21 protein-coding genes are annotated in these 26,252 nt (G+C 58.1%); 5 read left to right on the forward strand and 16 right to left on the reverse strand.

The genetic code is table 11. The features are described 5' to 3' along the window. Positions 1-380 precede the first annotated feature (380 nt). Genes XF30_RS10545 through XF30_RS10555 form a run of 3 tightly spaced genes read left to right on the forward strand, consistent with a single transcriptional unit; the run spans position 381 to position 3,143 of the window. A complete protein-coding gene (locus XF30_RS10545) occupies positions 381-1,490 on the forward strand; it encodes an electron transfer flavoprotein subunit alpha/FixB family protein (protein ID WP_109142624.1) in 1,110 nt (369 codons plus the stop codon). An 11-nt stretch (positions 1,491-1,501) separates the two neighbouring features. Further along, positions 1,502-2,809, forward strand: coding sequence for an FAD-dependent oxidoreductase (locus XF30_RS10550; RefSeq protein WP_109142625.1), 1,308 nt, complete (start codon positions 1,502-1,504; stop codon positions 2,807-2,809). Between the two features lie 37 nt (positions 2,810-2,846). Further along, positions 2,847-3,143 (forward strand): ferredoxin family protein, encoded by a 297-nt coding sequence (locus XF30_RS10555; protein ID WP_109142626.1) that lies wholly within the window; start codon positions 2,847-2,849, stop codon positions 3,141-3,143. A 234-nt stretch (positions 3,144-3,377) separates the two neighbouring features. On the opposite strand, the gene ahpD is transcribed toward XF30_RS10555, so the two are convergent. The 4 genes from ahpD to XF30_RS10585 all read right to left on the reverse strand — a co-directional run bounded on the left by ahpD (position 3,378) and on the right by XF30_RS10585 (position 9,006). Next, positions 3,378-3,920, reverse strand: a complete 543-nt coding sequence (ahpD, locus tag XF30_RS10560) for an alkylhydroperoxidase, AhpD family (RefSeq protein WP_109142627.1) — start codon at positions 3,918-3,920, stop codon at positions 3,378-3,380. A gap of 6 nt (positions 3,921-3,926) precedes the next feature. Beyond that, complete coding sequence (locus tag XF30_RS10565) at positions 3,927-4,481, reverse strand: peroxiredoxin (RefSeq protein WP_109142628.1); 555 nt, start codon at positions 4,479-4,481, stop codon at positions 3,927-3,929. A 1,035-nt stretch (positions 4,482-5,516) separates the two neighbouring features. Beyond that, positions 5,517-6,695, reverse strand: a complete 1,179-nt coding sequence (gene modC / locus XF30_RS10570) for a molybdenum ABC transporter ATP-binding protein (RefSeq protein ID WP_192893099.1) — start codon at positions 6,693-6,695, stop codon at positions 5,517-5,519. A 2,020-nt stretch (positions 6,696-8,715) separates the two neighbouring features. After that, positions 8,716-9,006, reverse strand: coding sequence for a hypothetical protein (locus XF30_RS10585; protein WP_244608896.1), 291 nt, complete (start codon positions 9,004-9,006; stop codon positions 8,716-8,718). Between the two features lie 1,204 nt (positions 9,007-10,210). Between XF30_RS10585 and XF30_RS38010 the strand changes: the two genes are divergently transcribed. Further along, complete coding sequence (locus XF30_RS38010) at positions 10,211-11,854, forward strand: NEL-type E3 ubiquitin ligase domain-containing protein (protein ID WP_158284341.1); 1,644 nt, start codon at positions 10,211-10,213, stop codon at positions 11,852-11,854. Between the two features lie 268 nt (positions 11,855-12,122). On the opposite strand, the gene XF30_RS10595 is transcribed toward XF30_RS38010, so the two are convergent. Both XF30_RS10595 and XF30_RS10600 read right to left on the reverse strand, forming a co-directional pair. Next, positions 12,123-12,842, reverse strand: coding sequence for a hypothetical protein (locus tag XF30_RS10595; RefSeq protein ID WP_109142632.1), 720 nt, complete (start codon positions 12,840-12,842; stop codon positions 12,123-12,125). Between the two features lie 59 nt (positions 12,843-12,901). Next, entirely contained in the window at positions 12,902-13,651 is a 750-nt protein-coding gene (locus XF30_RS10600) for a P-loop NTPase family protein (protein ID WP_109145653.1), read from the reverse strand. 298 nt (positions 13,652-13,949) lie between these two features. Between XF30_RS10600 and XF30_RS38015 the strand changes: the two genes are divergently transcribed. After that, entirely contained in the window at positions 13,950-14,111 is a 162-nt protein-coding gene (locus tag XF30_RS38015; RefSeq protein WP_158284342.1) for a hypothetical protein, read from the forward strand. A 544-nt stretch (positions 14,112-14,655) separates the two neighbouring features. Here the strand turns inward: XF30_RS38015 and XF30_RS10605 are convergent. From XF30_RS10605 to XF30_RS10650, 10 genes are all read right to left on the reverse strand, one after another. Continuing rightward, complete coding sequence (locus XF30_RS10605) at positions 14,656-16,035, reverse strand: M16 family metallopeptidase (protein WP_192893396.1); 1,380 nt, start codon at positions 16,033-16,035, stop codon at positions 14,656-14,658. Positions 16,036-16,094: 59 nt separating this feature from the next. Further along, positions 16,095-17,543, reverse strand: a complete 1,449-nt coding sequence (locus XF30_RS10610) for a M16 family metallopeptidase (protein WP_109142633.1) — start codon at positions 17,541-17,543, stop codon at positions 16,095-16,097. A gap of 797 nt (positions 17,544-18,340) precedes the next feature. Further along, complete coding sequence (locus XF30_RS10620) at positions 18,341-18,850, reverse strand: tetratricopeptide repeat protein (RefSeq protein ID WP_109142634.1); 510 nt, start codon at positions 18,848-18,850, stop codon at positions 18,341-18,343. Between the two features lie 106 nt (positions 18,851-18,956). After that, a complete protein-coding gene (gene sctV, locus XF30_RS10625) occupies positions 18,957-21,074 on the reverse strand; it encodes a type III secretion system export apparatus subunit SctV (protein WP_109142635.1) in 2,118 nt (705 codons plus the stop codon). 8 nt (positions 21,075-21,082) lie between these two features. After that, positions 21,083-21,520, reverse strand: a complete 438-nt coding sequence (gene sctY / locus XF30_RS10630) for a type III secretion apparatus assembly chaperone SctY (RefSeq protein WP_244608897.1) — start codon at positions 21,518-21,520, stop codon at positions 21,083-21,085. After that, the gene (locus XF30_RS10635; RefSeq protein WP_109142637.1) at positions 21,514-22,053 is read right to left on the reverse strand and encodes a hypothetical protein; all 540 of its coding nucleotides are present in this window, start codon (positions 22,051-22,053) and stop codon (positions 21,514-21,516) included. Before XF30_RS10635 ends, sctY begins: the two co-directional genes overlap by 7 nt. Before the next feature lie 33 nt (positions 22,054-22,086). Continuing rightward, entirely contained in the window at positions 22,087-22,977 is an 891-nt protein-coding gene (locus tag XF30_RS10640; RefSeq protein ID WP_109145654.1) for a SctD/MshK family protein, read from the reverse strand. A 114-nt stretch (positions 22,978-23,091) separates the two neighbouring features. After that, on the reverse strand, positions 23,092-23,325 hold the full coding sequence (locus XF30_RS10645) for a nodulation protein NopA (RefSeq protein ID WP_109142638.1): 234 nt from the start codon (positions 23,323-23,325) through the stop codon (positions 23,092-23,094). Between the two features lie 71 nt (positions 23,326-23,396). Next, positions 23,397-23,690 carry a hypothetical protein gene (locus tag XF30_RS37670; RefSeq protein ID WP_146207670.1) on the reverse strand — a complete coding sequence of 98 codons (294 nt, stop codon included), beginning with the start codon at positions 23,688-23,690 and terminating at the stop codon, positions 23,397-23,399. 549 nt (positions 23,691-24,239) lie between these two features. Next, positions 24,240-26,042, reverse strand: a complete 1,803-nt coding sequence (locus tag XF30_RS10650; protein ID WP_502696084.1) for an HrpF/NolX family T3SS translocon protein — start codon at positions 26,040-26,042, stop codon at positions 24,240-24,242. Positions 26,043-26,252: the final 210 nt, after the last annotated feature.

A 26,252-nucleotide genomic window follows, 5' to 3' on the forward strand; every position in this document is an offset into this window, starting at 1 on the left:
ACGTGATAGAAGTGTTGCCAGGATCGCCCTCGTTTGCACCGTTAATGTGGAATGGTTGGGCCGAACTGCGTCGCAGGTACTGGGCAGCGTATGGGCTCGGCCATTTAGGCACCGAAGCTATCGGTTAGAATCACCACGGCGCCCTGGGGAGCCGCGGTGGCGCTCGTCGAACCCGGCGGGTAACGGTTCAGTTTGGAAGAGCTCTCCAAATCCAGTCGGACGGGTGCGTCTATTGCGACGACGTGTGTTGTTGTGCCGGTCCGAGGACGCAGGCGGGGCAGAGCAGCCAGCCACTTGCTAGCCGAAAGTGATCTTCAGTTAACGAAGCGAACAAGCAAGCCGTGGCGCCGGCGCCTATCGTTGAGGAGGGATTTGAAAGTATGAGCAACGTCAGCAGAACGGCCATGTCAGCGGCGACCGGCCGCGCAGCAGCCAAGAAAGAGCTGCCGGAGCGCTTTAAGTCGTACAAGCACGTCTGGGTCTTCGTCGAGCTTGAGCGTGGTCAGGTGCATCCCGTTTCCTGGGAGCTTATGGGTGCAGGGCGCGGCCTTGCCGACAGGCTAAAAGTGAATCTTGCCGCTGTGGTTATCGGCCCGGAGGGGCAGCACACACGTAACGCCGCGCTTGAAGCCTTTTGCTATGGCGCCGATCTGGCCTATCTCGTGAGCGACAATGTTTTGTCGAATTACCGTAACGAATCCTACACCAAGGCGCTAACCGAACTTGTCAATACGTACAAACCCGAGATCCTGCTGTTGGGTGCGACGACGCTCGGTCGCGATCTCGCAGGTTCCGTGGCGACGACCCTGTCGACGGGGCTCACTGCCGACTGCACCGCGCTGGACGTGGACGCCGATGGTTCGCTTGCGGCGACGCGTCCGACCTTTGGCGGCTCGCTGCTCTGCACGATCTACACCCTGAATTATCGTCCGCAGATGGCCACCGTCCGCCCGCGGGTCATGCCCATGCCTAAGCGTGTCGAGCGCGATGCCGCTCGTATCGTCGTGCATCCGCTCGGCCTTTTCGAAGACGATATTGTCACAAAGGTATTGTCATTCCTGCCGGACCGCGATGCACAAACGTCCAATCTGGCCTATGCCGATGTCGTGGTTGCGGGCGGCCTAGGACTAGGATCGCCTGAGAACTTTCGGTTGGTGCGCGAGCTCGCAAGTCTGCTTGGGGCTGAATATGGCTGCTCGCGTCCTCTCGTCCAAAAAGGGTGGGTTACGTCTGACCGGCAGATCGGCCAGACAGGCAAAACCATCCGGCCGAAGCTCTATATTGCCGCGGGCATTTCCGGTGCGATCCAGCACCGGGTTGGCGTCGAGGGCGCGGATCTGATCGTCGCCGTCAATACTGACAAGAACGCTCCGATCTTCGACTTCGCTCATCTCGCGATCGTCAGTGATGCCATTGAATTGCTACCGACGCTGACGGCTGCATTCCGCGCGCGGCTTTTGCCAGAGTCGCGCGCCCGGATCGCGGTCTAGAGGAGATGAGAATGATTGAAGAGAAATTCGATGCGATCGTTGTCGGAGCCGGTATGGCCGGAAACGCGGCCGCATTGACGATGGCCAAACGCGGCATGAAGGTACTGCAGCTCGAGCGGGGCGAATATCCCGGATCGAAGAATGTGCAGGGCGCCATCCTATATGCCGATATGATGGAAAAGCTGATCCCGCAGTTTCGAGAGGAGGCGCCGCTCGAGCGCCACTTGATCGAACAGCGGTTCTGGATGATGGACGACCGCTCCCATGTCGGCATGCACTACCGTTCGGAGGACTTCAACGAGGAGCGGCCGAACCGCTATACGATCATACGCGCTCAGTTTGACAAATGGTTTTCTTCCAAGGTGCGTGAAGCTGGTGCGATCGTGCTGTGCGAGACGACCGTCACCGAGCTCGTACGGGACGATCATGAAAGGGTCGTCGGTGTTCGTACAGATCGCAGAGACGGCGAAATACATGCCGACGTCGTCGTCCTGGCCGAAGGCGTCAATGGCCTGCTCGGCACACGTGCTGGCCTACGCGCGCGCCCGACAGCCGACAACGTTGCGCTCGCGGTTAAGGAAATGCATTTCCTGCCCCGCGAGACTATCGAGGCGCGCTTCAATCTCAGGGGCGATGAAGGCGTCGTGATCGAGGCGGCCGGCACCATTTCTCGTGGCATGACCGGGATGGGTTTCATCTACGCCAATAAAGAGTGCATTTCGCTTGGCATCGGTTGTCTCGTCGGCGACTTCCAGCGCACGGGCCAAACGCCGTACGGACTGCTCGATCAATTCAAGAGGCATCCCTCTGTGGCGCCTCTGATAGCAGGGTCTGAGGTCAAGGAATATTCGGCGCATCTCATTCCCGAAGGCGGTTACAAGTCGATCCCTCAGCTTTATGGGGAAGGCTGGGTCGTAGTGGGCGATGCGGCTCAACTCAACAATGCCATTCATCGTGAGGGCTCCAATCTCGCGATGACTTCCGGCCGTATCGCCGCCGAAGCGATAGGTCTGGTCAAGTCACGCGGCGAACCGATGAGTGCAACAAATCTGTCAATCTACAAAAAGATGTTGGACGAGTCGTTCGTCATCAAAGATCTGAAGAAGTACAAGGATTTGCCGCCCCTAATGCATACTCACTCCCAGAACTTCTTTCTCACCTATCCGCAGCTCATCTCCAAGGCGATGCAGAACTTTGTGCGCGTCGATGGGACGCCAAAGGCTGAAAAGGAGAAAGCGAGCCTGAAATCCTTTGTCAAGGCGCGGTCATGGTCAGGTCTGTTCGGCGATGCTTGTCGTCTTGCGCGGGCCTGGCGCTGATCGCAACGGTGGAAGTCCAAGAATGGAAGGCCAAAGTATGAGTTCCGAACCCGCGGTGCGCGTCGAGGACAAGCTGTATTACAACCGCTATCTTGTCGACGTCGGAAACCCTCACGTCAAGGTCCGTGCGCACACAACGCCATCGCCGCAGCTACTTGCACTTTTGAAAGTCTGCCCCGCTCGCTGCTACGAGCTCAACGACCGCAACCAAGTCGAGGTGGCAGTCGACGGCTGCATCGAGTGCGGTACCTGTCGCGTTATCGCTGAGCCGACCGGCGACATCCAATGGAGCCATCCGCGCGGCGGGTATGGTGTGCTGTTCAAGTTTGGGTGATGGTGAACGAAAGGCTCTCAGCGATCGAGGCTAGGCGATGGGAACTCATCCTATCCGTGGCGCGTGGCGTGTCATTTGCGGGACGGGGGGAATTCGACCACGACGCTCTTCATGAGGACGCTGTGCAACATGACTCGCCGACGTGCCCCGCCGTGACGCTCGTGGCCGCAAAGGCTTCGTTGTGGTGCCACTGCGTGGCGCCCCAACTTCGTTGGTCGAATGGCAGAGCAGAGATCAGCCTTTCGCCTTAGCGGGGACGGGCCCCGCGGCCTCGATAGCGGTCGCCACTGACTGCGTGATCGCAGCAAAGCGCACGGCGGTGTGTATCGCTCGCGAATCAACGCCCGCGGCCCTCAGTGTCTTCTCATGGGCATCAATGCAGACACCACAACCATTTATGACGGAGACCGCAAGCGACCACAGCTCGAAATCTGTCTTGTCCGCGCCGGGATTTCCAATCACGTCCATACGTAGCCGTGGCGGCATCGTCTTGTATTCCGGGTCGGAAACAAGGTGAGCGAAGCGGTAGTAGACGTTGTTCATTGCCTCCACAGTGGCGGCGGCTTTCGCTGCGGCGATCTCTACAGAGGTCATCACGGCGGACGCCGCGGATTCCAGCGCGGCCACTAGGGCTGCATTTCGGGTGGCAGCCGCACTCGCCAGCAGCAGCCCGTATTTTCGTTCCGGCGAAAACGTCTCATCGGTCATCACGGAGATCAAGTTAAGCCTGACATCCTTCGCAAAATCGGGAATCCTTATTTGTTCGATCCACGACATGCTGCCTCAAGCAACTTTCAAGGTTTCGCCGCCGATTTCGCGATTGCAGGGACAGAGCTCGCCGGTTTGCAGCGCGTCCAGAACGCGGAGCGTGTCCTTAGGACTGCGCCCCACACTGAGATTGGTCGCATAAACGTGCTGGATCGTATTTTGGGGGTCAACGATGAAGGTGCAACGATAGGCGACCCCTTGGGGTGAACGCACGCCAAGACCATCGACGAGCGTTCCCTTTGTATCGGCAAACTGCCAGATTGGTAGATTGTGCAGGTCGACATGTGAACGCCGCCAAGCAAGTTTGCAGAACTCGTTGTCAGTCGAACCACCCAGTACAACCGCATCCCGGTCAGCGAATTCTTTGGAAAGCCGCGCAAATTCAGCGATCTCCGTCGGGCAGACGAATGTAAAGTCCTTTGGGTAAAAGAAGATGATCTTCCATTGTTCCGGAAAGCTCGTTTCGGTCAGCGTCTCAAATGCACTCTGCCCTTCTTCTTCCTGCACTTGAAAACCGGGCTTCACGCCTGTGATGTCGAATGGCGGCAACTGACTTCCAATTCCGAGCATGCTGTCCTCACAAACTTCGTTTTGTAGATCGTGACCTCACTGGTGGAGCAAACTATATGCCACTCGTCCTTAGGTCTGGAATGGGCGCAACAAGACCAGCCCAGCGGCTTGGGTTCGGCATGTTCGCGCGTTTAGTGCCTTGATCAGCACTAAGCTGACGGTCATCTGGAGTACCAATGCTCTCATAATGCGGGGCCAACTATAAAACACCGCCATACCCCAGCAGAGGAATGGCTACGATTGCGGTGCCTTAGTTCGACGACACGCGGCCGCTGGTCATGCGGTTGGCGGGAAGAGGGCAGACCTGAACCGTAGCAGGCTCGTCATCGACCGGTAGGCACCGCAAATCCAGCTACGGGCTTGATGTCGGCTTGCGCTGTTTTAGCGCGCGCAGCTGGTCGAACTGCGACGTTTCGCCCTTGAGGGTCCACAATCGTCGCGTTCGTAAGACATCAATGTGGCGCAGGAGCGGACGCTAGAGCTAAGCGGCTTCCGGAGATGGCAAAGATCTGATGGACGGTTGCGGAGCCGACGTGCTCGGCAGCCCCACCGTCGCGTTCAGGTCGTCCGGTCGTAAACAAACACCGCAGCTCGGGTTGGGCTCGGCTGCGCGCCGCGATCAAGGCAGCAGCCTGCCAAGTCCGCGGTGAGGCTCGCTGGCCTTTCCCGCGCGTTTCGCAATAAGATCGATCTCCTCGCGATTAGCAAATTCGCTAAACGAACGGGAAACAGCTGGCCGGTCCGACGGCTGCGGGCTAGGCAAGCTCATTTATCTAGACTACTGGACATTGCTCTGCTCCCGAGTGGTTGCGAACTCGAGATCTTTTCTTCCCTCGCAACGTCGATTGCGAGTATAATGCGCGTGCCCATTTGCCCGCCTCGAGTGTCGCTGCACCTGTCGCCGATGCGTACGCATTGGTGCGCGACATCCTGAGCCAAACCGGCCACTAGCCTATTCGTCTTTTGGAAGGTAGAGAACTGTCCGGTACAGTATTCGGATCTTTCTCATGTGGGCTACCGATCACCGCCAGGATCTTATTGGTGTTCTTCTCGCATCGGACATAGCTGTCGAAGGTGCACATGCGGATGTGGCAGGCGTTGCAAGCAGCCGCTCGGCAGCCCGAGCGGAACGGCGCGCGCGACCTCCGCGAATACTTCGCTCCCATTGCTAAGTTGTAGTGCATCAAAGGAGCGGCGTGTGATGCGCGCCAAAAGCGGCACGTCAGATCGGCCGGTTTCAAGGGTGAGAACCAAGGTGACCTCAGCCTCGCCGTGCGGCAAAGAGGCTTTTATGCGTGCTGTAAAAACATTTAGGATAGAGCTTGCGCGCCGAGGTTCGCGTGCAATGCTCACGGCGTCGGCGGCGATGCGCAGCCGCAGCTGCGCGCCCGGTGTAAGCGGCACCCCAGGTATCAGAAAGCGCACAGCTTTGAGGCGGAGCATGATCAGCCCATAGCGCCCGTCATAACCGCCGACCGTAGTATCAAGACAGATTGCCGCTTCGCCGCGCCTGGCAAGCGCCGGATCGGTCTGAATGACACTTAGAGGACCGGCCGTGGTCACGGCGCCATCCTTCATCATGACGAGATGATCGGCAAAACGCTCCATGTCAGCGATGTCATGGCCGAAGTAAATCATCGGTAATGCAAGCGTTTGCCGCATGCGCTCGAGAAAGGGCAGGATCTCGCATTTGGCGGAGCGGTCGAGCTCAATGAGTGGATCGTCCAGCAAGAGTAGCCGAGGCTGACGTAACAGCGCACGGCCAAGGGCGAGTCGCTGTCGCTCGGCTGCGGAAAGATGTAACGGCAAACGCTCGAGCAGTGGCGCCAAGGCGAGCAATTCGACCACACCATCAAAATCGATCAGTGTCGGCTCCGATTTGGACGCGTTGTACAAGAGTGTGCGTCGTACAGACAAATGAGAAGTGAGGAAAGGCAGCTTAAATACATACGCGACCTGACGCAAATGGGGCGGTCGAAACGTCGTCTCATCCTGCCAAATCTCCCCATCAATCGCACAGAATCCATTCGGCAGACGCTGGACGCCAGCGATGCAGCGCGCGAGTGTAGTTTTGCCGCACCCGGGCGGACCAAAAATGGCTGTGACACCTTTGGCTGGTAGGCTGATTTGCGTATCTAGCGGAATGCTTCCGAGAGAGCCGTTGAAGGCAACTTCGATATAGCCCTTTTTGGCTTCTCTGATGAACCTGCGCATGTGCTGCATCTTCTCATCTACGTCAGGAGCCCAATGGCTGCAGTGGAGCTGATCGCCATGCTTTCGACGATCCAGTCTATCCCGCGGCAGCACGGCGTTTCCGCTCGCGTGAGGGCCTAGGGTGGGAGGGCGGACTGCAGATTGGAGACCCGAGTCTTGTTGAGCAGCTCCGCGCCGCTAGGATTGTGGCAATCGGACGTTGCCCGCTGCCCTTCATTGAGAGGTAAGCGCCCTTCGACCTGCCCAAGGTTGTCAGGCCGCTTGGCAGGCCGAGGGCTTCGGATGAATGTTCGAATAGCGCGCGACTTGAGAGGCTTGGCGGTAAGCTGTCGGATCACGCCTGAGCCGACTAAGTGGCTCGGGCCAAAACTCGGCATCACGGATCCCACAGCTTCGCGAGCCGATTCGAAGTTTGCGTCGGTCGCCATAATCGTGGCCTTGGCACACTCAGGTGCGAGTAGCATCAAAGCTAGATCGATCAGGATGAATCGAATAAACCTCATCGGAATCCCGGCTCCGCCGCGACCGCTTCCTCCGCGGCAACTTGCTGATCCTTCACCCAGCAATCGGCGTGCCGTTTTAAGGAATATCTGGCCGGCTAGTGGCAAGGGAGGCTTTGCATCGGTGTCCAGCCTGCGTTCTAAATTCGCCGCAACGTATTGTAGGACTTTGGACGTTCGCGTCGCCACCCGCACATGCAGGAGCTATGATGGCGGCTGAGGGTGAAACCATGCCTCTCGCGTTGGAGATGGTGCTTCGGCGAATGGGCGGCCATAAAACGCGCTGGTGATGCACAAGTCCCTGCCTCCGGCCGACGCACCTTCAGATCTGCGAGAAGGAGAAGGTCGGCAGCCACTCGCTTGGAAAAAGCGCTGATATGATACGATATCCGCTGCCCGCTCGCTCAAAGTGCTTGAATCGATCGTAACGTCAGGATGTAGGCATTGCGAAGCAGAACGCCATATTGGGAGCCAGCATCGACACACAAGCGCTAAACGGCCGATCTCTGTTTGATCCGGTCCTCGCAATGCGTGTTGCGCCTAGCGGCACGATGATTCCGAGCGCCGGTATCATTGCGGCGCCCGGAACAGTGAGCCAGCGGCTGCCGAGGCGCTCCAATCCTGTAAACAGATCAGCCTGGCGGGCAATGAAAAAACAGTGAAGTATATGCGGCTTAAGAGAGGTTTGGTGGATCAAGCGCGACGAATAGGCGGGACTTGCAATGCGAACCGCTATGCAGCCGTCCTCGCTGCGATCGCGATCGCAGCGACGTGGTGCACAGAATACGCTTGCGCGCGAGATCGTCGGGCCGAGGAAGTGTTGGTGTCGTGCAAACCAGACGTGATCCGCTTCTGTGACCGCTTTACAGGTCGTAACGATGCTGACGTGGCCATGTTTTGTCTAACAGAAAACTTCAAAAACTTACGCCGCGAATGCCGACGCGTTTTGCCGACCGCCGCGGACAGAAACGACCGGTCGAGACAATCTCTCAACAGGCGACCGGTAGGCCTTCAACGAGAGTGAAGCACGGCAATTGCGAACTCGAACGATAGTGAGGTGTTCAGCCTGACGGGGCCTCCGGCTTTGGCCAGCTCGGTGGTTGCAAGTTGATCGGACTGGAGCATCAGCCTGCCGACGCGCAGCTCAACTACTTGAGGACTGATCGGTGGACCGAGTGGCAGCAGTTGCGCTTCAATCCGCGCTGCAGCCTTCGGCGACTTCGAGGCTTTGGTGACGTTGCTAATGGTTCGCGGTAACGGGTCCGAACGACAACTGCGTCAGCTGAAGGGAATGGCCGGACATATGCTGGAAATCCGTACCCACACCGATCTACCGTTGTCGTCGGCGACCAGCTATTTGTGGGCACATGGCTAAGCGGTAATGACAGACAAAAGAGCCGCCGAAATATCAGCGTTGGAGGTCTGTTTCATTGCAGTTTCCTGTAGAGTCTCAGCTTGGGACTACCTTGGGCTGGACTGCCGGGCTCAAGGTAACAAAGTGAGGTAGGAAACCCTTTTTGTTAGCCGCTGATCGACTTCTCGAGGCATCCGCTTGATGCCATTGCGGCGTTCTCGATGGGCGCTTCAGGGGAGTCGATCGTGGTGCTTTTGAACGAATACACTTTAGAGCTCAGGGTTAATGGGAACGCCGTGGACATAAGTCTATCAAAGGCAGAAAGCTTTTCCTGCAGACGCTTCTCAACGGCCTCCCGCTGCGCGCCAGGCAATTTAGTGCCAAGTAATCGACGGCAACGCCAGATTTCGTTTCGCAACCATCTGATCTCACTTAAAGTATCATCAATCGAAGTCATCACAGATATTCGTTCCTGGAGTATCAAACATGACGATCGTCTGAGCGGCCGTTGCTTGGCTCCGCATTTCTGCCGAATAGTAGAGCCTAGGACTTGCGACGTCCCGCCCGTTCGTCCGCGGAGGCGGCGAGCGAGATATGTGCAACTCTTGCCGATCAATATCACCCTACACCGCGCGTGTGACGACAATTCGCGGCAGAATTTCGCGGTTTCACGGCGTCCCGATCGTGTGTCCTGCACAATTTCAGCGCTCCACAAGATTGGTTGGCCGACGAGCAGTTAAGTAGATCCGGCCTGCTATAGGCAGTCACAATTGCTACACGAGAACTAATCTATGGGCGAGGTGGACCTTATCAACGACATGGGACGCGATGAGAACGAACTTTGAGGAGGGCAAACCAGCCTGACTGCGATCCACGGCACGCGCCAGCTAATCAAGGAAGCGAACGCGGTTGCGGTTGGTAGTACAAGGCAAAATGTCGATGGACGCAGGGATGAGGCAGTTGAGCATTCCACAGACGGTCATTGCCGTCGCATCCGCTGCGCACGTATCTGAAGATCGATTGAATAGCTTGGATCGCACTCTGCACCAGGTTGTAGCGTTGTTGATGCGTAAGAGAGCAGGGCTCACATGGCAGGCGTTGGCGTCCCATCTCAAATGAAGATCACGACGACCTGTTGATTTCCAGTTTTTCTTGCCTGCAGGCGATGGCCAGGAAAGCCATTTAAGATGACGGCACGGGGCGCCCGGCCGGCATCGTCAATACACTTGCCGGTTGGAGCCGCGAGACAGCGTCGATAATGGAATGAAGCGGGCGATAAAATGTGTCTGACCCAGCCAAGCCGCGCCTTTCCATCGCTCCGGCATCCGTCAGCTTATCGACAGCTAACTTTCATATCATGAACGTCGCTACTCGCTTGCAGGCTCGGCTCAAAGGGCGCAGATCCCGCAGGCGAGACCGGGGTGGATTCCGATATCAACCGGTCCGCGAGCGAGACGTCGCCTTGTTCGCTGCACTGCTTGCAGTTGCTCGGCGGTACTTGCGCAGGCGTATTCGCGCCAACCGTGCGGGGCTGCCCGGTTGTGGGATTGCGCCTCATTTCGGTTGGCCGGTGGAGCGTCAGCCATAGTGTGGGATTACCAGTTGTAAGATGCGCCGCCCCGGCGCGTTCGCTCCATTTTGACACGCAAGAAACGATATCGATGAACGCAGAACAGCTCGGGGCTGGTGCCCCTTCCGTAACTTCCGATTCAGAAAGCTCCGAACCCGGCTCCGCCGCCGCATCGCAGTGGGGCGAGGCGTTGAGGGACATGCACGGGTCCGGCGCGGAGGGGGCCGCCCGGCCCGAGTTGCTGGCCGACTGGGCTGCCGAAGACGGGCAGGGGCAAGATGAGGATCGGCAACAGGCGGTAAGTCGAACGAGAGCTTGGCGCGGTACGGGTGATCTCAATGAGCTGCTAGATCTAGCGTCCCTCTCCCTGACCGCCTTATCTGCGCCCATTCTGGCCGGAGTGCGCCGCCTGAATGTCGACAACAATCAGCTGGCAAGTCTGCCCGAACGCCTTCCAGAAACGCTTCAGGAGTTGGACGCGAGCGGTAACCGCCTGACCCACCTGCCCCGCCTTCCAGCCGGGCTCCAGCGTCTGAACGTCGAGCACAATCAGTTGGCGGACCTGCCCGAGCCTCTCCCGGCCGAGCTCGAATGGCTCAGCGCCAGCCACAACCGGTTGACCAGCCTGCCTGAGACGGTCCCGCACCAGCTGATATGGTTCGGTGCCAGCAACAATCTGCTGACCAGCGTGCCCGAGACCCTGCTGACGCAGCTAGGCGGTGAGTCGAGCGTTAATCTGGAGAATAATCCGCTCGCCGATTGGGTGCAGGCCGGCCTGGCAGCAGCGATGCATGCCGGACACTATGCCGGCCCTCAGGTTTTCTTCTCGATCACCCCTGGAGCGGTGCAACTTCAGCCGCGGTCCCTGCAAGAGGTCGCCGCGGACTGGCTTGAGGGCGAGCCGACGGCAATGTCCACTTGGCAGCACTTCGCCCATGAGGCGGGGGCCGCGGCCTATGCACGCTTTCTCGACCGGCTCCGGGGCACCGTGAACTACCATGATGAGGCGTTCCGTCAGGCGGTCGCTGAAGATCTGCGGCAGGCAGCTGTCAGGCCGCGTTTGCGTGAGCAGTATTTCGAATTGGCTTCGGGAGCGAACAGGAGCTGCGAAGATCGCATTACTTTGGTCTGGAACGGCATGCAGACTGCACGCCTGAACGCTGATGTCGAGGACGGCGTCTATGACGGGCGACTGGGCGAATTGCTCCAGAACGGCCGCGTCATGTTTCGCTTGGAAGCGCTGGACGGGATCGCGCGCGAGAGGGTCAATTCACTTCGTCGTGCCGATCCCGACGCGTATGTCGATGAGATCGAGGTCTACCTTGCCTACCAGACTCGGCTGCGGGACGCGCTGGAGCTGCGGCACACGGCTCCTGACATGCGCTTCATGAATGTCTCTCACGTGACCGAGGGCGATGCGGCCAGGGCCGAGGTATTGGTGCGGCAGCAGGAAACCGCGGAATTTCCGGACTATTTGGCAGCGCGCTGGCAACCATGGGAAAGCGTGGTGAGGCGCATCGCACCCCAAGACTATGCTGACATGCAGGAGCGGCTCGTCGACGCGATGGGCGTACAGTTTGAAACCCGCTTGGATGAGCGGCTGGCCGAGCATGGTCTGACAGGCGATGCCGATGCCGAACGGGTCCTCGGCGCCCACATCCGAGACGAGATCGCCCGCGAGATCAAAGGCGCGGTCATGCATCAGGTGCTTGGCAAATTGGGCCTGAAGCTTTGAGCGCCTCCCGAAGGAAGCCTCGTCGACCCGCCTAATCGCTCACAAAGTCAAGGCATTCATTGTTTCTTCGAGGACGGGGCTGTCAGCATCAGCCATTGGCGAGTGAGCTGCCGCCGATTGCCGGCCGCGCTGTCCGTGCGCCCGATTGTAAGGATGGAGATCCAAGGGAAAGTCGTATACCGCAATGCGTTTGCGGCGAACGCCATTGAATTCAGCGGTCAACGACCACTCATAGGCCGGACGAACAGATGGTGATCAGTCCGAACTCTTAAGTAGCCCTTGTGCAACGTAGGCTATCGATATCCGTTCCCCGTCGACGGTCAGACCTCCGCAGCGTCACACTCGAATCCAGATCGCGAAACATGCTGTAATTGCGTCGAATCCATTGATGCAGCTCGGTGGACCAATCCTTCTCGTCGCGCAGATATCCAGTGAAGGAAAAGCTAAGCCGGTCTATATATCGTTTAAGGAACAGGGGAAGTGCGGAAATCCGAATCACCCGCTCGTGATCCATCACTTCCGGTAATTCGCCACGCAGCACGAATTCATTGTGGACGGTGACCAGCGACGCCGGCGGAATTCGCCGCCGTAGCATTTCATAAGCGCGAAAGGAGATGCGGTCTGAGCCCGCGACGAAGAGGATGATGGGGGCGACATAGCCGCGCGCTGTCTCCTTCATGAAGCCTATCTCCTCGCACATCTTGAAGAATTCGTCGAAGACGTGAAAGCCGAGGTCAATTACCTTGGGTACCCGATCGTGGATGATCAGAGGGTCCATCAGCTGCATCTTGCCGTAAGTGTCGATCACATCAGCAGTCTCCGTGATGCTGGGGAGGTAGTCGAGCAATGACGGCTCTTTCAAGTTGACATCGAACGATAGCGCCGCGCCGTTTTTCAGCAGCAAGAACTCGCTCATGGCGCGAGCGATGAGGGTTTTACCGACCTGCGGGCTAGGAGAGCAGATGATGTAGATGGGGGTCGCTAACATAGCCAGCAGATCAATTTCGTTCCGTACGTAGGCCCGACCGGAGCTCGCCGGATATGCCGCTACTTTTCGCCGGCCCGGGTGGCGGACTTGGCCCCCGCCAATTCCGTCAAGTTGATGCGATCAAATTCGCTCCAGACATTTGCCAGCCAGTGCCGGACATAGCCGCGCAGGACGAAGGAGTTGTTCGCGGGTTCATCGTTCCGTCCCTTGTTTGCCACGAAGTCTATGAATGGGACGGATGCGACTTCCACCTGCTCATAGGCCATCTCGTTGAGCTTCGGTATGGTCAACTCAGTCGCATGTTTGATGCGGTGAAAATAGGAATTATAAGTCGCTTGATCCCACTGGAAGAATTGGGTGTCGTTGATGAAGTTCTTGACGAGGTAGTACTTTGCGCCGCTCATGAAAGTCGCGGTTTCCGCGATCTCGTCTAGCGAAGCGATGGATGATCCCAGGATGTGGAACACGGCAAATGTGATCTGGCCCGACCGCGCGGAGTCCAGAAAGCCGATGTCACGCAAGGAAGCCAACGCAGAGGACAGTAAGCCTGCCCGAGCATCGATGACAGTGACGGATAGCCCTGAGTTCAAGGTGTCGAAGATTTTCATCTGGTCCGCCGTCGTTGTCATGTCGACGATCTCAGTGATCTCGGGATAGAAGCGCTTCAGCGTTCCGCGGGGCGACTCTGTGTCGAATGCGCGTGTTTGCACGTTGTTGACGCTGAAGTAGTCCAGTAGTGTTCGTGATACGGTCGTTTTGCCGACTCCTCCCTTGTCCGCACCGACCACAATTACAACTGGCTTAACCATCAACATCTCCTGAGACACTCGTTATCGCCGCGCGCAAAGTGCGCAATCGGCGCGTCTCTGCTTTTGGGTGTGAACATGGCAGAAAGAAGGGGCAAATGAACCTTCGATGCTGGAGCTCTGCAACTGATAAACGTTTTCAACATTGAGCGAGTAACATCGTCCGATGATGCAGGCCGGAGAATGGGAGTAATCGCTTGTACTGGTGATCTACGTGAGGTTTGTGGACAGTTGGAATGCGCGAGGCAAGAATCGGCTGTCTGCCTGTTGTGATCGTTGTAACGACATAGGGTATCCATAGATGCCGTTGCTGCCGCTATCTACTTTTCACGAAGCGGCGGAAACTAACGTGGCGTCAGATTGCGAGCTCGATGAAATCGCAAAATCATATGGTTTGGCAGACCGCAAAGGTCTGCTGGATCACATGGTCGTCTTTTCGGCAGAGAGCGAAGCGACTGGTTAACTTCTGAAAGATGACTCTGAACGACCGAGCTCTCACTCTGCTGATGCTGTCGGGATATGCGAACGCTGAAGCGCGTTGACGCAAGCAGCGATGCATCTGTTCGCTCTGCGGCGAGATTATCGGGGGCACGGAGAACTAGATGGAAGGTGGCGGGGCGCCGGCGGACGCGCATGATGGGTGGCGAAGCGATATCGGACGCTCCGATGGAAGAAGCGCGCGTCTGAGTGGCCGGAACGGCGCTCTTTGTCTTGGACACAGATGTCGCCGAGCTACGTCCTACCGGTCAAGGAAGTTCTTAGCGGAATGAACGATGGCCATGGCACTCTCATAGGCCGCTTCCTTGAAGCGGCAGACAGTGTACGCTCCGGTTTTGAAGCGCCTACTTTGGCTAACTTGAAGATCCAACCCGGATTGTCGCCTTGTTCAAACGCGTTTGCGCAAAAGGCGGCCTCGAGGGGACGCATCGTAGCTGCCTCGCGCCGGAATATCTCCACAAGCTAAAGGCGGTGCTAGATGCACTCTGCACGCAAGAGCGATCCGCTTGCTAAGCGGGCGGCGCTGGCGTTGTCGGCGCGGCGTCTGGCTGATCGGCGCCTGGTGGGGGTTTGGTTCCCGTTGGCATGGGGGTGCACTGCGCTGCGTTGCTCGAGGAGCGGCCGACGATAACTGTGAGCAGACCCTCGCCCCACAGCCGCTGCGCTGCTCTCTTGGCGTCCTCCAGCGTCACCCCATCGACCAGGGCATTCTGCTTTTCGAAATAGTCGATGGGCAGCTTGTCGATCTGATTCTGCAGTAGCGTTCGCGCAAGCTTTGATGATGTGTTGAGAGCCACCTGTTGCGAGCCCTTCAGGTAGGACTTTGCGTCATCGAGTTCCTGCTGAGTAGGTCCTTCCTCCGCGATGTGGCGGACCTGCTTCTCGATTTCTTCAACCGTCTGGCCGGCACGATCTGCGCAGGTGCCGCTGCTGCCGAGAAAAATGGCTGAATGGTTCAACCAGAGAAGGTGCTCACGGACGAAATAGGCCAGTCCGCGCTTCTCGCGGACTTCGCGGAACAGGCGAGACGTAAGGCCGGCGCCGCCGAGGATGTGGTTGACGATATAGGCGGCCATGAAATCCGGCTCGCTCCGACGAACGGCCGGACCTCCAAAAGTCACGACTGTTTGCGGCACATCGACCGGAATGAAGACCCGCTGTGGTGGCTTTGCTGCGATGACTTCCGCAACCGGCGCCCGTTCTGCATTGCTCGGGAGGCCGCCAAATGTCTTATCGAGCAAGTTGCAGACGACCGCTGGATTGACGTCGCCGACAATAGCGACTTTGAGCGTGTCTTTTGCGATCACGCGTCGGACATAACTCTTGAGATCCGCGACCTCGATCTTCGGCACGCTTTCCAGCGAGCCTTCGGTTGGGCGAGCATAAGGATGATCCCCAAACGCGACTTCGAGAAACTTGCGATGAGCCAGAGACGAAGGATCGGTCGAGGCGTGCCGAAGGCGCGCAAGCACAGTAGCACGGGTCCGCTCGACGTCGGCCGGTTCGAAACGCGGCGAGGTTAGCGCCGTCCCTAAAAGCTCGAAGGCCTCGTCCGCGTTGTCCTGGAGCGTGCACAAGGCACCGCGAAAGTGATCAGGGGTCACATGAAAGCCCAACTCAATGGCACGACGGTCTAGCCGCTGATGAAAGGTCCTGAAGTCAAAGTCGCCGGAACCTTCCTTGAGCAGGCCAGACACCATGTGACCGAGGCCAGGTTTTGGAGCGGGGTCCTGAGTCGCGCCGCCGGTGAAGGCATATTCCATCGTGATCAATGGGACGGTAGAATCCTTCACGAACCAGGCTTCTATACCGCAAGACGAAATTAGGTGCTTGATCCTTGTTCGGCCAAGAGACCGCGCGTCGGCAACCAAATGTGGCGAAGCGAGCATAGCGATGGAGAGCGACGCTCCGCCGAAAAGGATCCCACGTCGTGTGCAAGGATAAATCACTAGAGCTTCTCCCAGTGTCGTGGAGTAGGCTCCTTTATGAGATAGCCGGTCACCGCTCGTTTCTTGTCGAGCCATTTCCGCGCTACCTCGTGCACCTGCCGTGCACCGACAGCGCGGATGTCGTCCGGCCAGCGTTCAATATCCTCGATGCATAGTCCCGTCGTCAGGCCGCGGCCGTACCGGTGCGCGAGCATTTCCTGACTGTCCTGGGCGTAGGTGAATTGCGCAATCAGCCGCGTCTTCGCCCTCTGCAGATCTTCGGGGCTCACGGGATTACGGCCAATGTCGGCGATTACCTCGTCGATGGACTGCTCGATCAGGCTGAGGTGGACGCCAGGTTTTGGTATGGCAGAAATCTCGAATAGCGAGGGATCGAGTGCGGCAGATTGGTAGCTCGCTCTGGCAGTGACCGCGAGCTGCTTTTCGACGACGAGCGAGAGATAGAGATATGAGTTGACACCGCCGCCCATCAACTGCTCGAGCACCTCAAGCGCCGGACCCTCCCCAGCGGCGGCGGTGCGAGCCGACGGTACGAGGTAATAGCGGTGCAGGGCTGGCTGCTCGACGCGAGAGTCGGCCAACGTCACTCTGCGCTGCGCGGCCGGCGTTGGCTCCTGCGGCCGCAGGCGTTGCACGGGAATCGACGGTTGCACGGGGACGTCGCCAAACGTCTCTTTCACCAGCGAGAGCATCTCCTTGGTGGTTACGTCGCCAGCGACAATCAAGATTGCATTGTTGGGTGCATAGAAGCGCTTGTAGAAGGTAAGCGCGTCCTCTCGGTTAAGCTTTTCGATCTCCTGGCGCCACCCAATAATGGGGTGGCCATAGGGATGGTTAAGGTAAAGCGCCGCCATCATCTGCTCAGCAAGCCGGTTACCTGGTTGGTTGGCGACGCGCATATTGAATTCCTCCAGCACGACGTCGCGCTCGGACAGCACATCCTCGTCCTTGAGAATGAGACCGATCATGCGGTCGGCTTCAAATTCCATCATCTTGCCGAGGTGCTCGCGAGGCACGTGCTGGAAGTAGCAAGTGAAGTCGAAACCGGTAAACGCGTTCTGATAGCCGCCGGCGCGCAGCACAGCCTTGCGGAACTCATCCGCCGGATGTTTGGATGTGCCCTTGAACATCAGGTGTTCGAGGAAATGCGCAAGTCCCGATTTGCCCGGCGGTTCGTCCGCGGAACCGACCTTATACCAGATCATCTGAGTCACGACGGGTGTCCGATGATCCGGGATCACGACCACCTGCAGGCCGTTCTGAAGCGTGAAGCTTGCTGGTCGATCTGATCTGACCGTGCCGGCAAAGACGCTAACCTCATCAGGAACCTTTAAGCCGGTGCGATCCTGCGTTGTGCGCTCAACCGCCGGGGCGGTGCGCGTGGTCGAGTCCGAGGCTTCAGCGGCGGTGCCTGCCGCCTTGGCGGTAACCGAAAGCCGGTTCTTCATGGCATCGCCTTTCGTTCAATAGTGGTCAGTAAGGTGGAAAACCGACACAGCGGGGAGCCGCGCCCGCGTGCTGGCAAACAGCGGAGCAAATACCGGACCAATCGCCGGACATGGCGTACTCACAGCCGCGCGCACGCAACTGAACATGAAACAGAACCGGCGGGTAATATTCTGGTCAAAGGTGAACCGTCGACATGTCGTGAACACGACGTTGCGCACAACGCGTCAGGAGAACTTGGCCTCGATTGCCAGAATGGAAACAGCAGAAAAGGCTGATTGAGCGGCGAATGACGCGGTACAAGTTTCGGCAGGCTCGCTGGTTACACATCTCGCCCTACACGATGAATGGTTGGTAATATTTCTCATAGTCTGAGGCGGGGTCGGCGAGCAGCTCCTTGGAGTACACTGCGCCGAAGTAGTCCCAGGATGATGGTGCCAGAATAGCGTAGATTATCGTTCGCGCGGATTAGGCTATCCAGAATTGTGCCGACTTGGCCGATGCGATCGCGATAGCGCGAGCGGATAACGTTAGGCGTTCATCCAGTGGACCGCCTCGTCGGCAATTACCTCCCGCAGCCAATGATGGAACGTGTTGTTCCCCAAGGATAGGCATACGATGAAGACCGCCCGATTGCCGCGTGCGCGCGGGCTCGGCGAGCTCTATGATGGCGTTGCGTGAAGGTCAGGCGGTCTGCTGACCGGCGGGCTTGCCGGCTTGGCCCAGCTTCGGCTAGCTGTCGGTAAGCTGACAGGCAGGCACCGAGAAACTGCGATCCGCTCTTGTTCGTTGACTACCTCTAACGGTACTGTGCGTGCCGGCCATCCGCTTGCAGTTGTGGGGCGGGATTGCCGTTCTGCGTCGTCCCTTCTAGGGCGAGCGACAGCTTGAGATTGTTGCTCAACATCGGATTTTTTGGGTCAATTGCCAGAGCTTGGCGGTATAGCGTTTGCGCCTCGTGATGGCGGCCCTCGTGATCGAGCACAACACCTTTGGCATTCAGTGCGCGCAGGTCGCCGGGTGCTGCAAGCAAGATGTTGTCGAGCACCTCAAGCGCCTCTTCAGGGCTTTCACGCACCAGCAGGGCCCGCGCAAGAGGAATCGCCGCATTGACATTGTCCGGTCGTTGCTTCAGCGCATCGCGCAAAGCCTTCTCGTCAGCATCCTGACTGAGGGCCTGAGAGATGCGCTCGCGCAGAGCTGGATCGACCTCCTTGGCCCCAACCAGTTCTGTCGTAGAGATCGGTTGCTGTGAAAGACCCGACGTGTGCGAATTAACGCAACCCGCGAGCAGCACAATGGCAAGCATGGGGAGAAAGGCCGAGCACGAATGGCGACGAAAGTGACGCCAGCGCCGCAGAGCGTTAATCCTACATGAATTCATAAGCGACCTCACGACCCCAAACCTGTGCTCGTCAACCGGCCGCAGGGAGGAGGTCACGATGCCCGCCTGTAGGAGTCTTGTCCTTGCCAGGCGCAAGTTTGACGGAGCCAATCGGCTGGACGGTGAAATCCGAGGCGAGATCCTGATACGAGAGAACAGGTAGGTCTATTCCATTGCGGGTGAGAAAGCCGCGGACGAAGCGCCGGATATCCATCGAGCCCAGGATAACTGGCTGGTTCTGACTGCGCGCGATGCTCGAATGGATCTGGCGAAATTGTGCAAGCAGCATCTCGCTTTGCCGATCCTCCAAAACGAGGTAGGGACCGACAGCAGTCTCGCGCACCGCACCTCGCACGATATCCTCGGTCTCACGCTCGACGATAAAGGCCGCCACAACACGATGCGCGTTGGCATAGCGGTGACAGATCTGCCGCTTCAGAACGGAGCGCACATATTCGGTGAGCAGTACGGCACTTTGCTCCCGTTCGCTCCATTCTGCAAGCGCCTCCAGAACCAAACGGGTGTTCCGGATCGGGATGCCCTCGTCCAGCAAGCGACGTAGCACATCCGCGATGCGAGGGATCGGTGTCGTGCGCAGCACCTCCTTCACGAGATCGGCATATTCCTGCTCCATCCGGCTAAGCAACTGACGCGTTTCCTGAATGCCAACTAGGCGCTGTGCGTAGCGTGTCAAAGTCGACTGGATGCGCAAGGCGATGATTTCGCTCGGACGGTGGTGCCCTATTCCGGCAGCTTTGAGAGCAGGCGCATGTCCTTGTTCGATCCAGATCCGATTCGTGTCTGGGTCCTGCCAAAAGGGGATCTCGCTCAGTTCAATGTTCGCCACGTCGTCGTTAAGTAAGAGTTGTGTCGGGTCAATGGCGCCCTCTTCCACCGGCACTCCTTCGACATCCACCCGGAATTGCGATTGGGGCAGGTGTTGTGCGCTTTGGGCGGGAATGCGTGGAATTGTGATGCCAAGATCAGCTGAGACCAGTGCCGAAACCCGTGCGACGCACTGCTCGAGTTCCCCTACGTCGATTGCCTGCATCAGGCTCGGCGCTAGCAACAGCGTAATCGGAAGTGCCTCCGCGGGCACGGTTTGCTTCTGACCTTGTGCGGAAGCGGAAGCCGAACCGGTGGGACCGGCGCCGGCCTTGGGAGCGGTCTTGCCCTCTTGCACGCCAACCTTGAGAAAGCTGGCGGCGGAGAACAGCGCGGCCAGTATGACAAAGGGCGGCAAAGGGAAGCCAGGAACGAACCCCATCACAAGCAAGACACAGGAGGCCAAGCGTAGCGCTTGTGTGCTGGCCGTAAGTTGGTTGACGATATCGGCACCGAGATTGAGTCTGGAAGGACCGTTGACCCGAGTGACAATGGTTGCGGCTGTAATTGACAGCAGCAGGGCCGGAATCTGCGAAATGAGCGCATCACCGATCGTCAGGATGGTGTAATGATGCATCGCCTCCTCGAGGGACATGCCCTTGGAGAGCGATCCGATCGTGATGCCACCCAGCATGTTGATGCAGATGACTATTAGTCCGGCTATGGCATCGCCCTTCACGAATTTCATAGCGCCGTCCATCGCGCCGTGCAGTTGGCTTTCTCGCTCCAGCGCGCCGCGCCGGCTGCGGGCTTCGTGCTGATCGATATGGCCGTTGCGCAGCTCCGCGTCGATCGCCATCTGCTTGCCCGGCAGCGCATCGAGCGTGAAACGCGCCGATACCTCCGCCACCCGTTCGGCGCCCTTGGCGAGAACCATGAACTGCACCATGGTCACGATCAGGAATATGACAATGCCGACGGCGATGTTGCCAGATATGACGAAATCGCCGAACGTATGAATGATGCTGCCGGCATCGCCCTCGGCTAGGATTAGTCGCGTCGTTGCAACGGTCAGAGCGAGACGAAAGACGGTGGAGATCAGGATGACGCCCGGCAGGGACGAAAAGTCGAGCGGCGTGTTGAGATACAGGGCCACCATCAACAGTAATATGGCAAACCCGAGATTGAAGCCGATCAGCATATCGATCACGAAGATCGGGATCGGCATGATCATCATTCCGATCGCCAGAAGAAGCATCAACGCGACCATCAAATCCGGGTGAGCCGGCGCGCGCGTGATGAGATTTCGTAGAAGGTTGGCCATGAGAAGCCTTATCGTTGTTTGATTGCAGCTGTGCTGCCCCGCAACAAAACATAGCGTTTGAAGACGGCTTGCGCTTCGGTCATGCGGCCAGCGTGACGCAGGGCGTGGCTGCGCATCAGCATCAAGGGCGGACACGAAGACGGCTCGTCATCGAGTTTGTCAAGCCTGTCCAATACCGACAGTGCTTCGTCACCGCGACGCTCCGAGATGAGAGCGTAGGCCAGGATGCGGAGCAGGCCGATGTCTTGACACTGTTCGTGAGCGACCAGCCGCAACAGAGCCAGGCTTTTGGCGCTCTGTCCGCACGCAAGGTAGACATAAGAAAGCACGCAGAGCAAATCTCGCTCCGGCCCGGAGATCAGCTCGATAGCGCCGGCTTCGGAAACGATCAGCGGCTGTGTAGATGTGAAGTGTTGCACTTTGTCTGGCCCGACCATTGCTAGCATTTGATCAAGCCGTTGTGACTCTGCCGCAGCAGGATTAAACGTTGCAGCTCCAGTTGCAGAAGGGCGGCCCCTTCACGTGGCACCAAATCCTCTGGCGCGGCTGATAGCGTATCAGCCAAACGCTCCAGAAGAAGGCCGTGTTGCTCCGGACGAAGAACATGCGAATGACGTAAGCGCGGCGTCACGAAGGAGAGCAGACTGTGCGCGAGATTGGGCTCATTAAGCCAAGCGAGTTCCGAGCTTGGCTCGATCTGACCTGGCGGGGCGCGCGCCTCGTCTAGATTGATGCGCGAAACTGCATCGATCGAACTGAGCTCGAGCGCGCTCTCGATCGTGGCGTTCACCAACCGATCCAGCACGTCACTATGACGAGAAATTGAGGTGTGGCTCTTGTGATCATCGCCACGCGTCCGGTCAATCCCGATGGACTTGGCTCGAGAATTGATCGGCGTGATGGCAGATGCATGATGATCAACGTTCGGCTCCTGAAAAGAGGTGCCGGGCTCGACGGGATTCGGGGGCAGCCTAGTCATGGCACTTTGCGTCCTTTCCTGCGGCCTAAAACGCTAATAGGGTAGAGTGGCAAGCCGGCCATCCCGGCTCAGCAGAACACGCCCTTCCTCAATCCCGTAGACGGTCCATCCATTGCTCAAGAGCGCGCCGACGAAATGCTTTTGACCAGCAATGACAATATAGGGGTCGCTCCCGCGCCAAACAGCTTGGACCCCAATTGCGGGAGGCGTCTTATCATCCTTGATAGCCACCGCATTGACGAGCGTATAAGCGCCATTGCTATCGTGATCAAACCGCTGCTGGACGTCTCGCCATGTGGCGAGCGAGGCGGGCGTAACGAAGCCATCGGCGGTGACAACGCCCGCCCCAAAGCCGACCTTGATGCCGACAAGGCCCGCTCTGTCAACTTCCTCTTGCAACCGTTCGGCAGCTGCATCGGTGGCCAGAGCATCAGGAGCGCTGAGCGCCAGCTTGGGCGCAATGTCCGGAGCAGGGGACGACGGACTTGACGCCACGGTGGTATCCGTCTGGACAAAACTGGAGGAGACTGCGCCTGCCGCGGCAGAGCTGATCAGGACCAAAGCGAGAAAGGCGAGCGATATATGCCGGCGGTCGATGGAGCGAGCTTGTTTGTAGTCCGCGATCGTCCAGCGAATGGACATCGCCCCGGCATGCAAAACGACAGGAAGAGGGACAACAATGGATTCGTTCGGTAAAACAGTCTCGTGCCCCTCGATCCTAACGTCCCTCGCAAGGGCCTCGATCTCGATTGAATTGGAATGAGGAGTGACACGAAGATGGTGCGGTTCGAGGCCTTGTTCGATGAAGATTAGGTCAGCATCGAGGCTGCTGCCAATCAGACACGATCCGAGCCCCACTTTACTTGTCAGCCCGGAGTAACACCCCGACAACACTTCGAAATGCGGGCAATTTGGTTCATTCACGGTCGGTTTCCTGAACAGCGAACGGAACCGTACGGCAAAACCGTACGGCCCGTGCGACTTCACAGACTAAGCAGCCGGGGAAAGTGGGGCGGCGACGTCGCCCCATCTCATCCCTTACTGCACCCGCTCATCGGCCGCTTTCTTGACGGTCGAGAGCTCGGTCGAGACGACGCGAAGTTCCACATCCCTCTCAGCGGCCTTTGTGCTGGTCGCGGTCAGAGCGGCGATTTGCCGTTGGAATGCCGCCTCTCCAGCAACTTCAGCAGCCGTGGAGCCGGCTGCAGCAGTAACGGTGCCGGCTGCCCCACCTGCAGTCGAGGTATGAGACGCACCAACGTTTTTAGTCATACTATTCTCCTGTCTGCTCGAATTTCGCCGCGACGCGCGGCTCTTATTTCCTAACGTCGCAACATGCGACGTCAGGAATCCTCCTCTGTCTCGGCCATGACATCGTCGAAATGGCTTATTGCACTATTCGCAAATTGGAGAGCAACGGCTCCCAAAGCGACGCTGAACGCTTGCTGCATAGCGGCTTCTTGCGAGTTGCCGCCCGTGGACGCGCCGCCATTTACGGGAATGTTTGCATCAGGCGATCGGGCATGATCGTCGCGCTCGTCAGGCTTGTGAGATCCTTTTTTGCCGCCGCTTTTGCCGGCAGCCGCATGGAGGTCAGCATCAACGTGCCCAGCGGCGCTAGAGCTCGTAACGCGCATCGGGTTCTCCTATGTCAATTCGATTGTGCCAATGGAGGCAGTTTCCACCCTCCACCATGCAAGTATTAGCTTTCGACAAGCTGACGAGTCGTAGAAAATGCAATGAGCCGTCGGTCATCATTATACGTCTTCACCAGCCGACCGTATTTGAACAAGTTGCCCGCGAAAGCTGGAGATCAGATGTTTAAGACAAACAATCGTTTGTGGAGCTTGATCGCTCGATCCTTGCGCAACCGGCAGGGCTCCGCGGCTGCGGCCGGTCTGTCGCGTAGTGTAAATGCATCGCGGTCTTGACAGGCGGCGCATGCAGTCGATGGAACTTCACAGCGGCAGACTGGGTTTGAGGTCGGATTCGAACGATCGAGTGCGACCAACATAGTTTGTACGCAGTGAAGAGCCGAAATAAGTTCCTCGGATTCGGGGGCGGTCTCAAGTATGCTGGTAGAGCTCGCGCGACCTACTGCTCGGCAGAGAGGCCCAACCGCGCGGAGGCCGCGCAAGCTCGATTAGCGTTTCCAGCGTGATCCTGAGAAGATAGCGTCGCTCCGCCTAGGCGTTAGCGCCTGCAGCTTGCAAGCGCTCGGATTCGATGCGAGCCTTCAAGTTATTCAGATAATCCTCCGCGTAGGACTGGGCCACCGAAACCGGCAGGTTGACGCCGGCCGTCGCGGCTTCTTGAATTGCCTGCTTCACCAACCCTTCTCGCATTGCTAATTTGACTTCAGGTCCGGCGATGCAGCCCACCGCCTGTGCCGCAAGGCTCAGTCCGGCTTCTTCCAGCGCTTGCTTTATGTTGCCGCCACTGATGGCAGTGTGAAGAAGATTTGCAGCTTGCGCCTCGGCTTCGAGCACCATTGACGCCAGATCGGCCAATTCGCCCAAGCCCGGAATGAAGCCAAGTACACCGACTGCTGTCGCGGCCCAGTCGAATACCTTAGAGCCAACGTTGAGCACGTCATTAAGTGCGTGCATGAAGGCGCCACCATTCTTTTTGGGAGACTTGATGTCGGGCTGGTCTGCCACGCCCATCGTCATGTCCGCGACCGCGTCCTGCTCGGCAGGCGTTTGGACGGCATGCGTCTTCACTTGGTGAACGGTACGGTTCGCACCCGACATGTTGTTGAAGAACTGGTTGAAGTCAGTGTTGCTGATGTTGCCGGAATCGACCGTATGGCCGCCGCCGAAGTCGAAGAACTTATGGTGGGTTTTGTAGCCTGTAATCGCGTTGTTCATCAACCCGAACAACACAGGATCGGAGAGCAGCTGGGAGGCTGCCTTTCGCACCTCGGGCGCGAGGCTCTTATCATCGACCATGCTCGCCAGCTTTTCCCGCGTCAGATCATCACCCTTCCCGAAGAAAGCGTTTTGGTTCTTGCTGATCGCATTGAGCGTATCGAGCTCGGCTTGCGTGAGATTCATCGATGATGAAGCAACCTGCAGGAAATCCTCTTTGTGGACCTTGTCTATCGAGCCACCGTACAAGTGCTTCCATTCATCCGGGTGGTCGAGGAAGTATTGAGCGGCCGCGAGGACCTGTGGCGGGCATTTGCCGGTTTTAGCTTCGCCGTCGACGATCCGCTTGAAATCCGCAAGGCTCAGGTTCTTAGGCAGGTTGTCGGAATACCGATAGAGCTCGCGCAATGCATCGGTCTGGGTCATAACCGATGGCTCGCCATTCCGGGTGCCGTCGGAAGGAATGTAGTGTTGCGTATAGCTCTTTGCCCGCTGCTCCTGGAAAGCAGCAACCTGAGGGTGGTGATCGGAGAAGCCGGCGAGATCACCTGCTTTGATCTTCCCGCCGCAGCGGCCGTCACCTTGCGAGCCTATCGCATAGAAGAGCTCTGGGTCCTGTTGCAGAGCCTCGATCGCCGCCTTTAGATCCGGCGGTGTGGAGGGATCGTTGGCCAAATCTCCGAGAGATTTCCAATCCAGCGGGCATTTGTCTTTGTGTCGGTTCAGCACCGACACAATCTGCAGCTCGGCATCAGTCAGCGTGCCGCTGTTCCACGTGATCCTGGAGCTTTGTACGGGTGCCTCTGCAATCTTCGAGGCGCTCGCAGCGGAGGAGGACTCCGCGGAGGATGGCTCTGGGGCCTGCTGACATGCGTCCAGTGCGGCCTTGATCTCCGGCGGGAGGATGTTCCGCACCTTCTGCGTGAGTTCGTCCGTCAGCTGCTTGGCTGAGTCTGCAGCCGGCGGATCCTGTGGAGTGGAATGGTCATCGGCATTGTCTTTCAACGAGAAACTAGCCAGCATCGCCTCGAAGTTTGAAGGATCCCGCGCCGATGAGGGCCCGGGGGCCAGCCCGGACAAACTCGAGCTGGCGGTTAGCGATAGGTTGTTGACTGACATTATACGTCCTCTGATTTGAGATCGCACCACAAGCCGGTCATGTGGCGCAGCCCGAGAATCGCGACGAACAACGAGCAAGAAATGTCGATAGGCTTCGATGGCTCCTACCACTTGCTTCCGATTGCTCGGAGCGCCCCCAGCGCTCAGTTCCGCTACAATCTATAGGCAAATCGCCGTCTAGATGTTCACGCCACATGGTAGGTTGGATTA

This window comes from Bradyrhizobium sp. SUTN9-2, assembly GCF_003122645.1.
Classification (GTDB): domain Bacteria; phylum Pseudomonadota; class Alphaproteobacteria; order Rhizobiales; family Xanthobacteraceae; genus Bradyrhizobium; species Bradyrhizobium yuanmingense.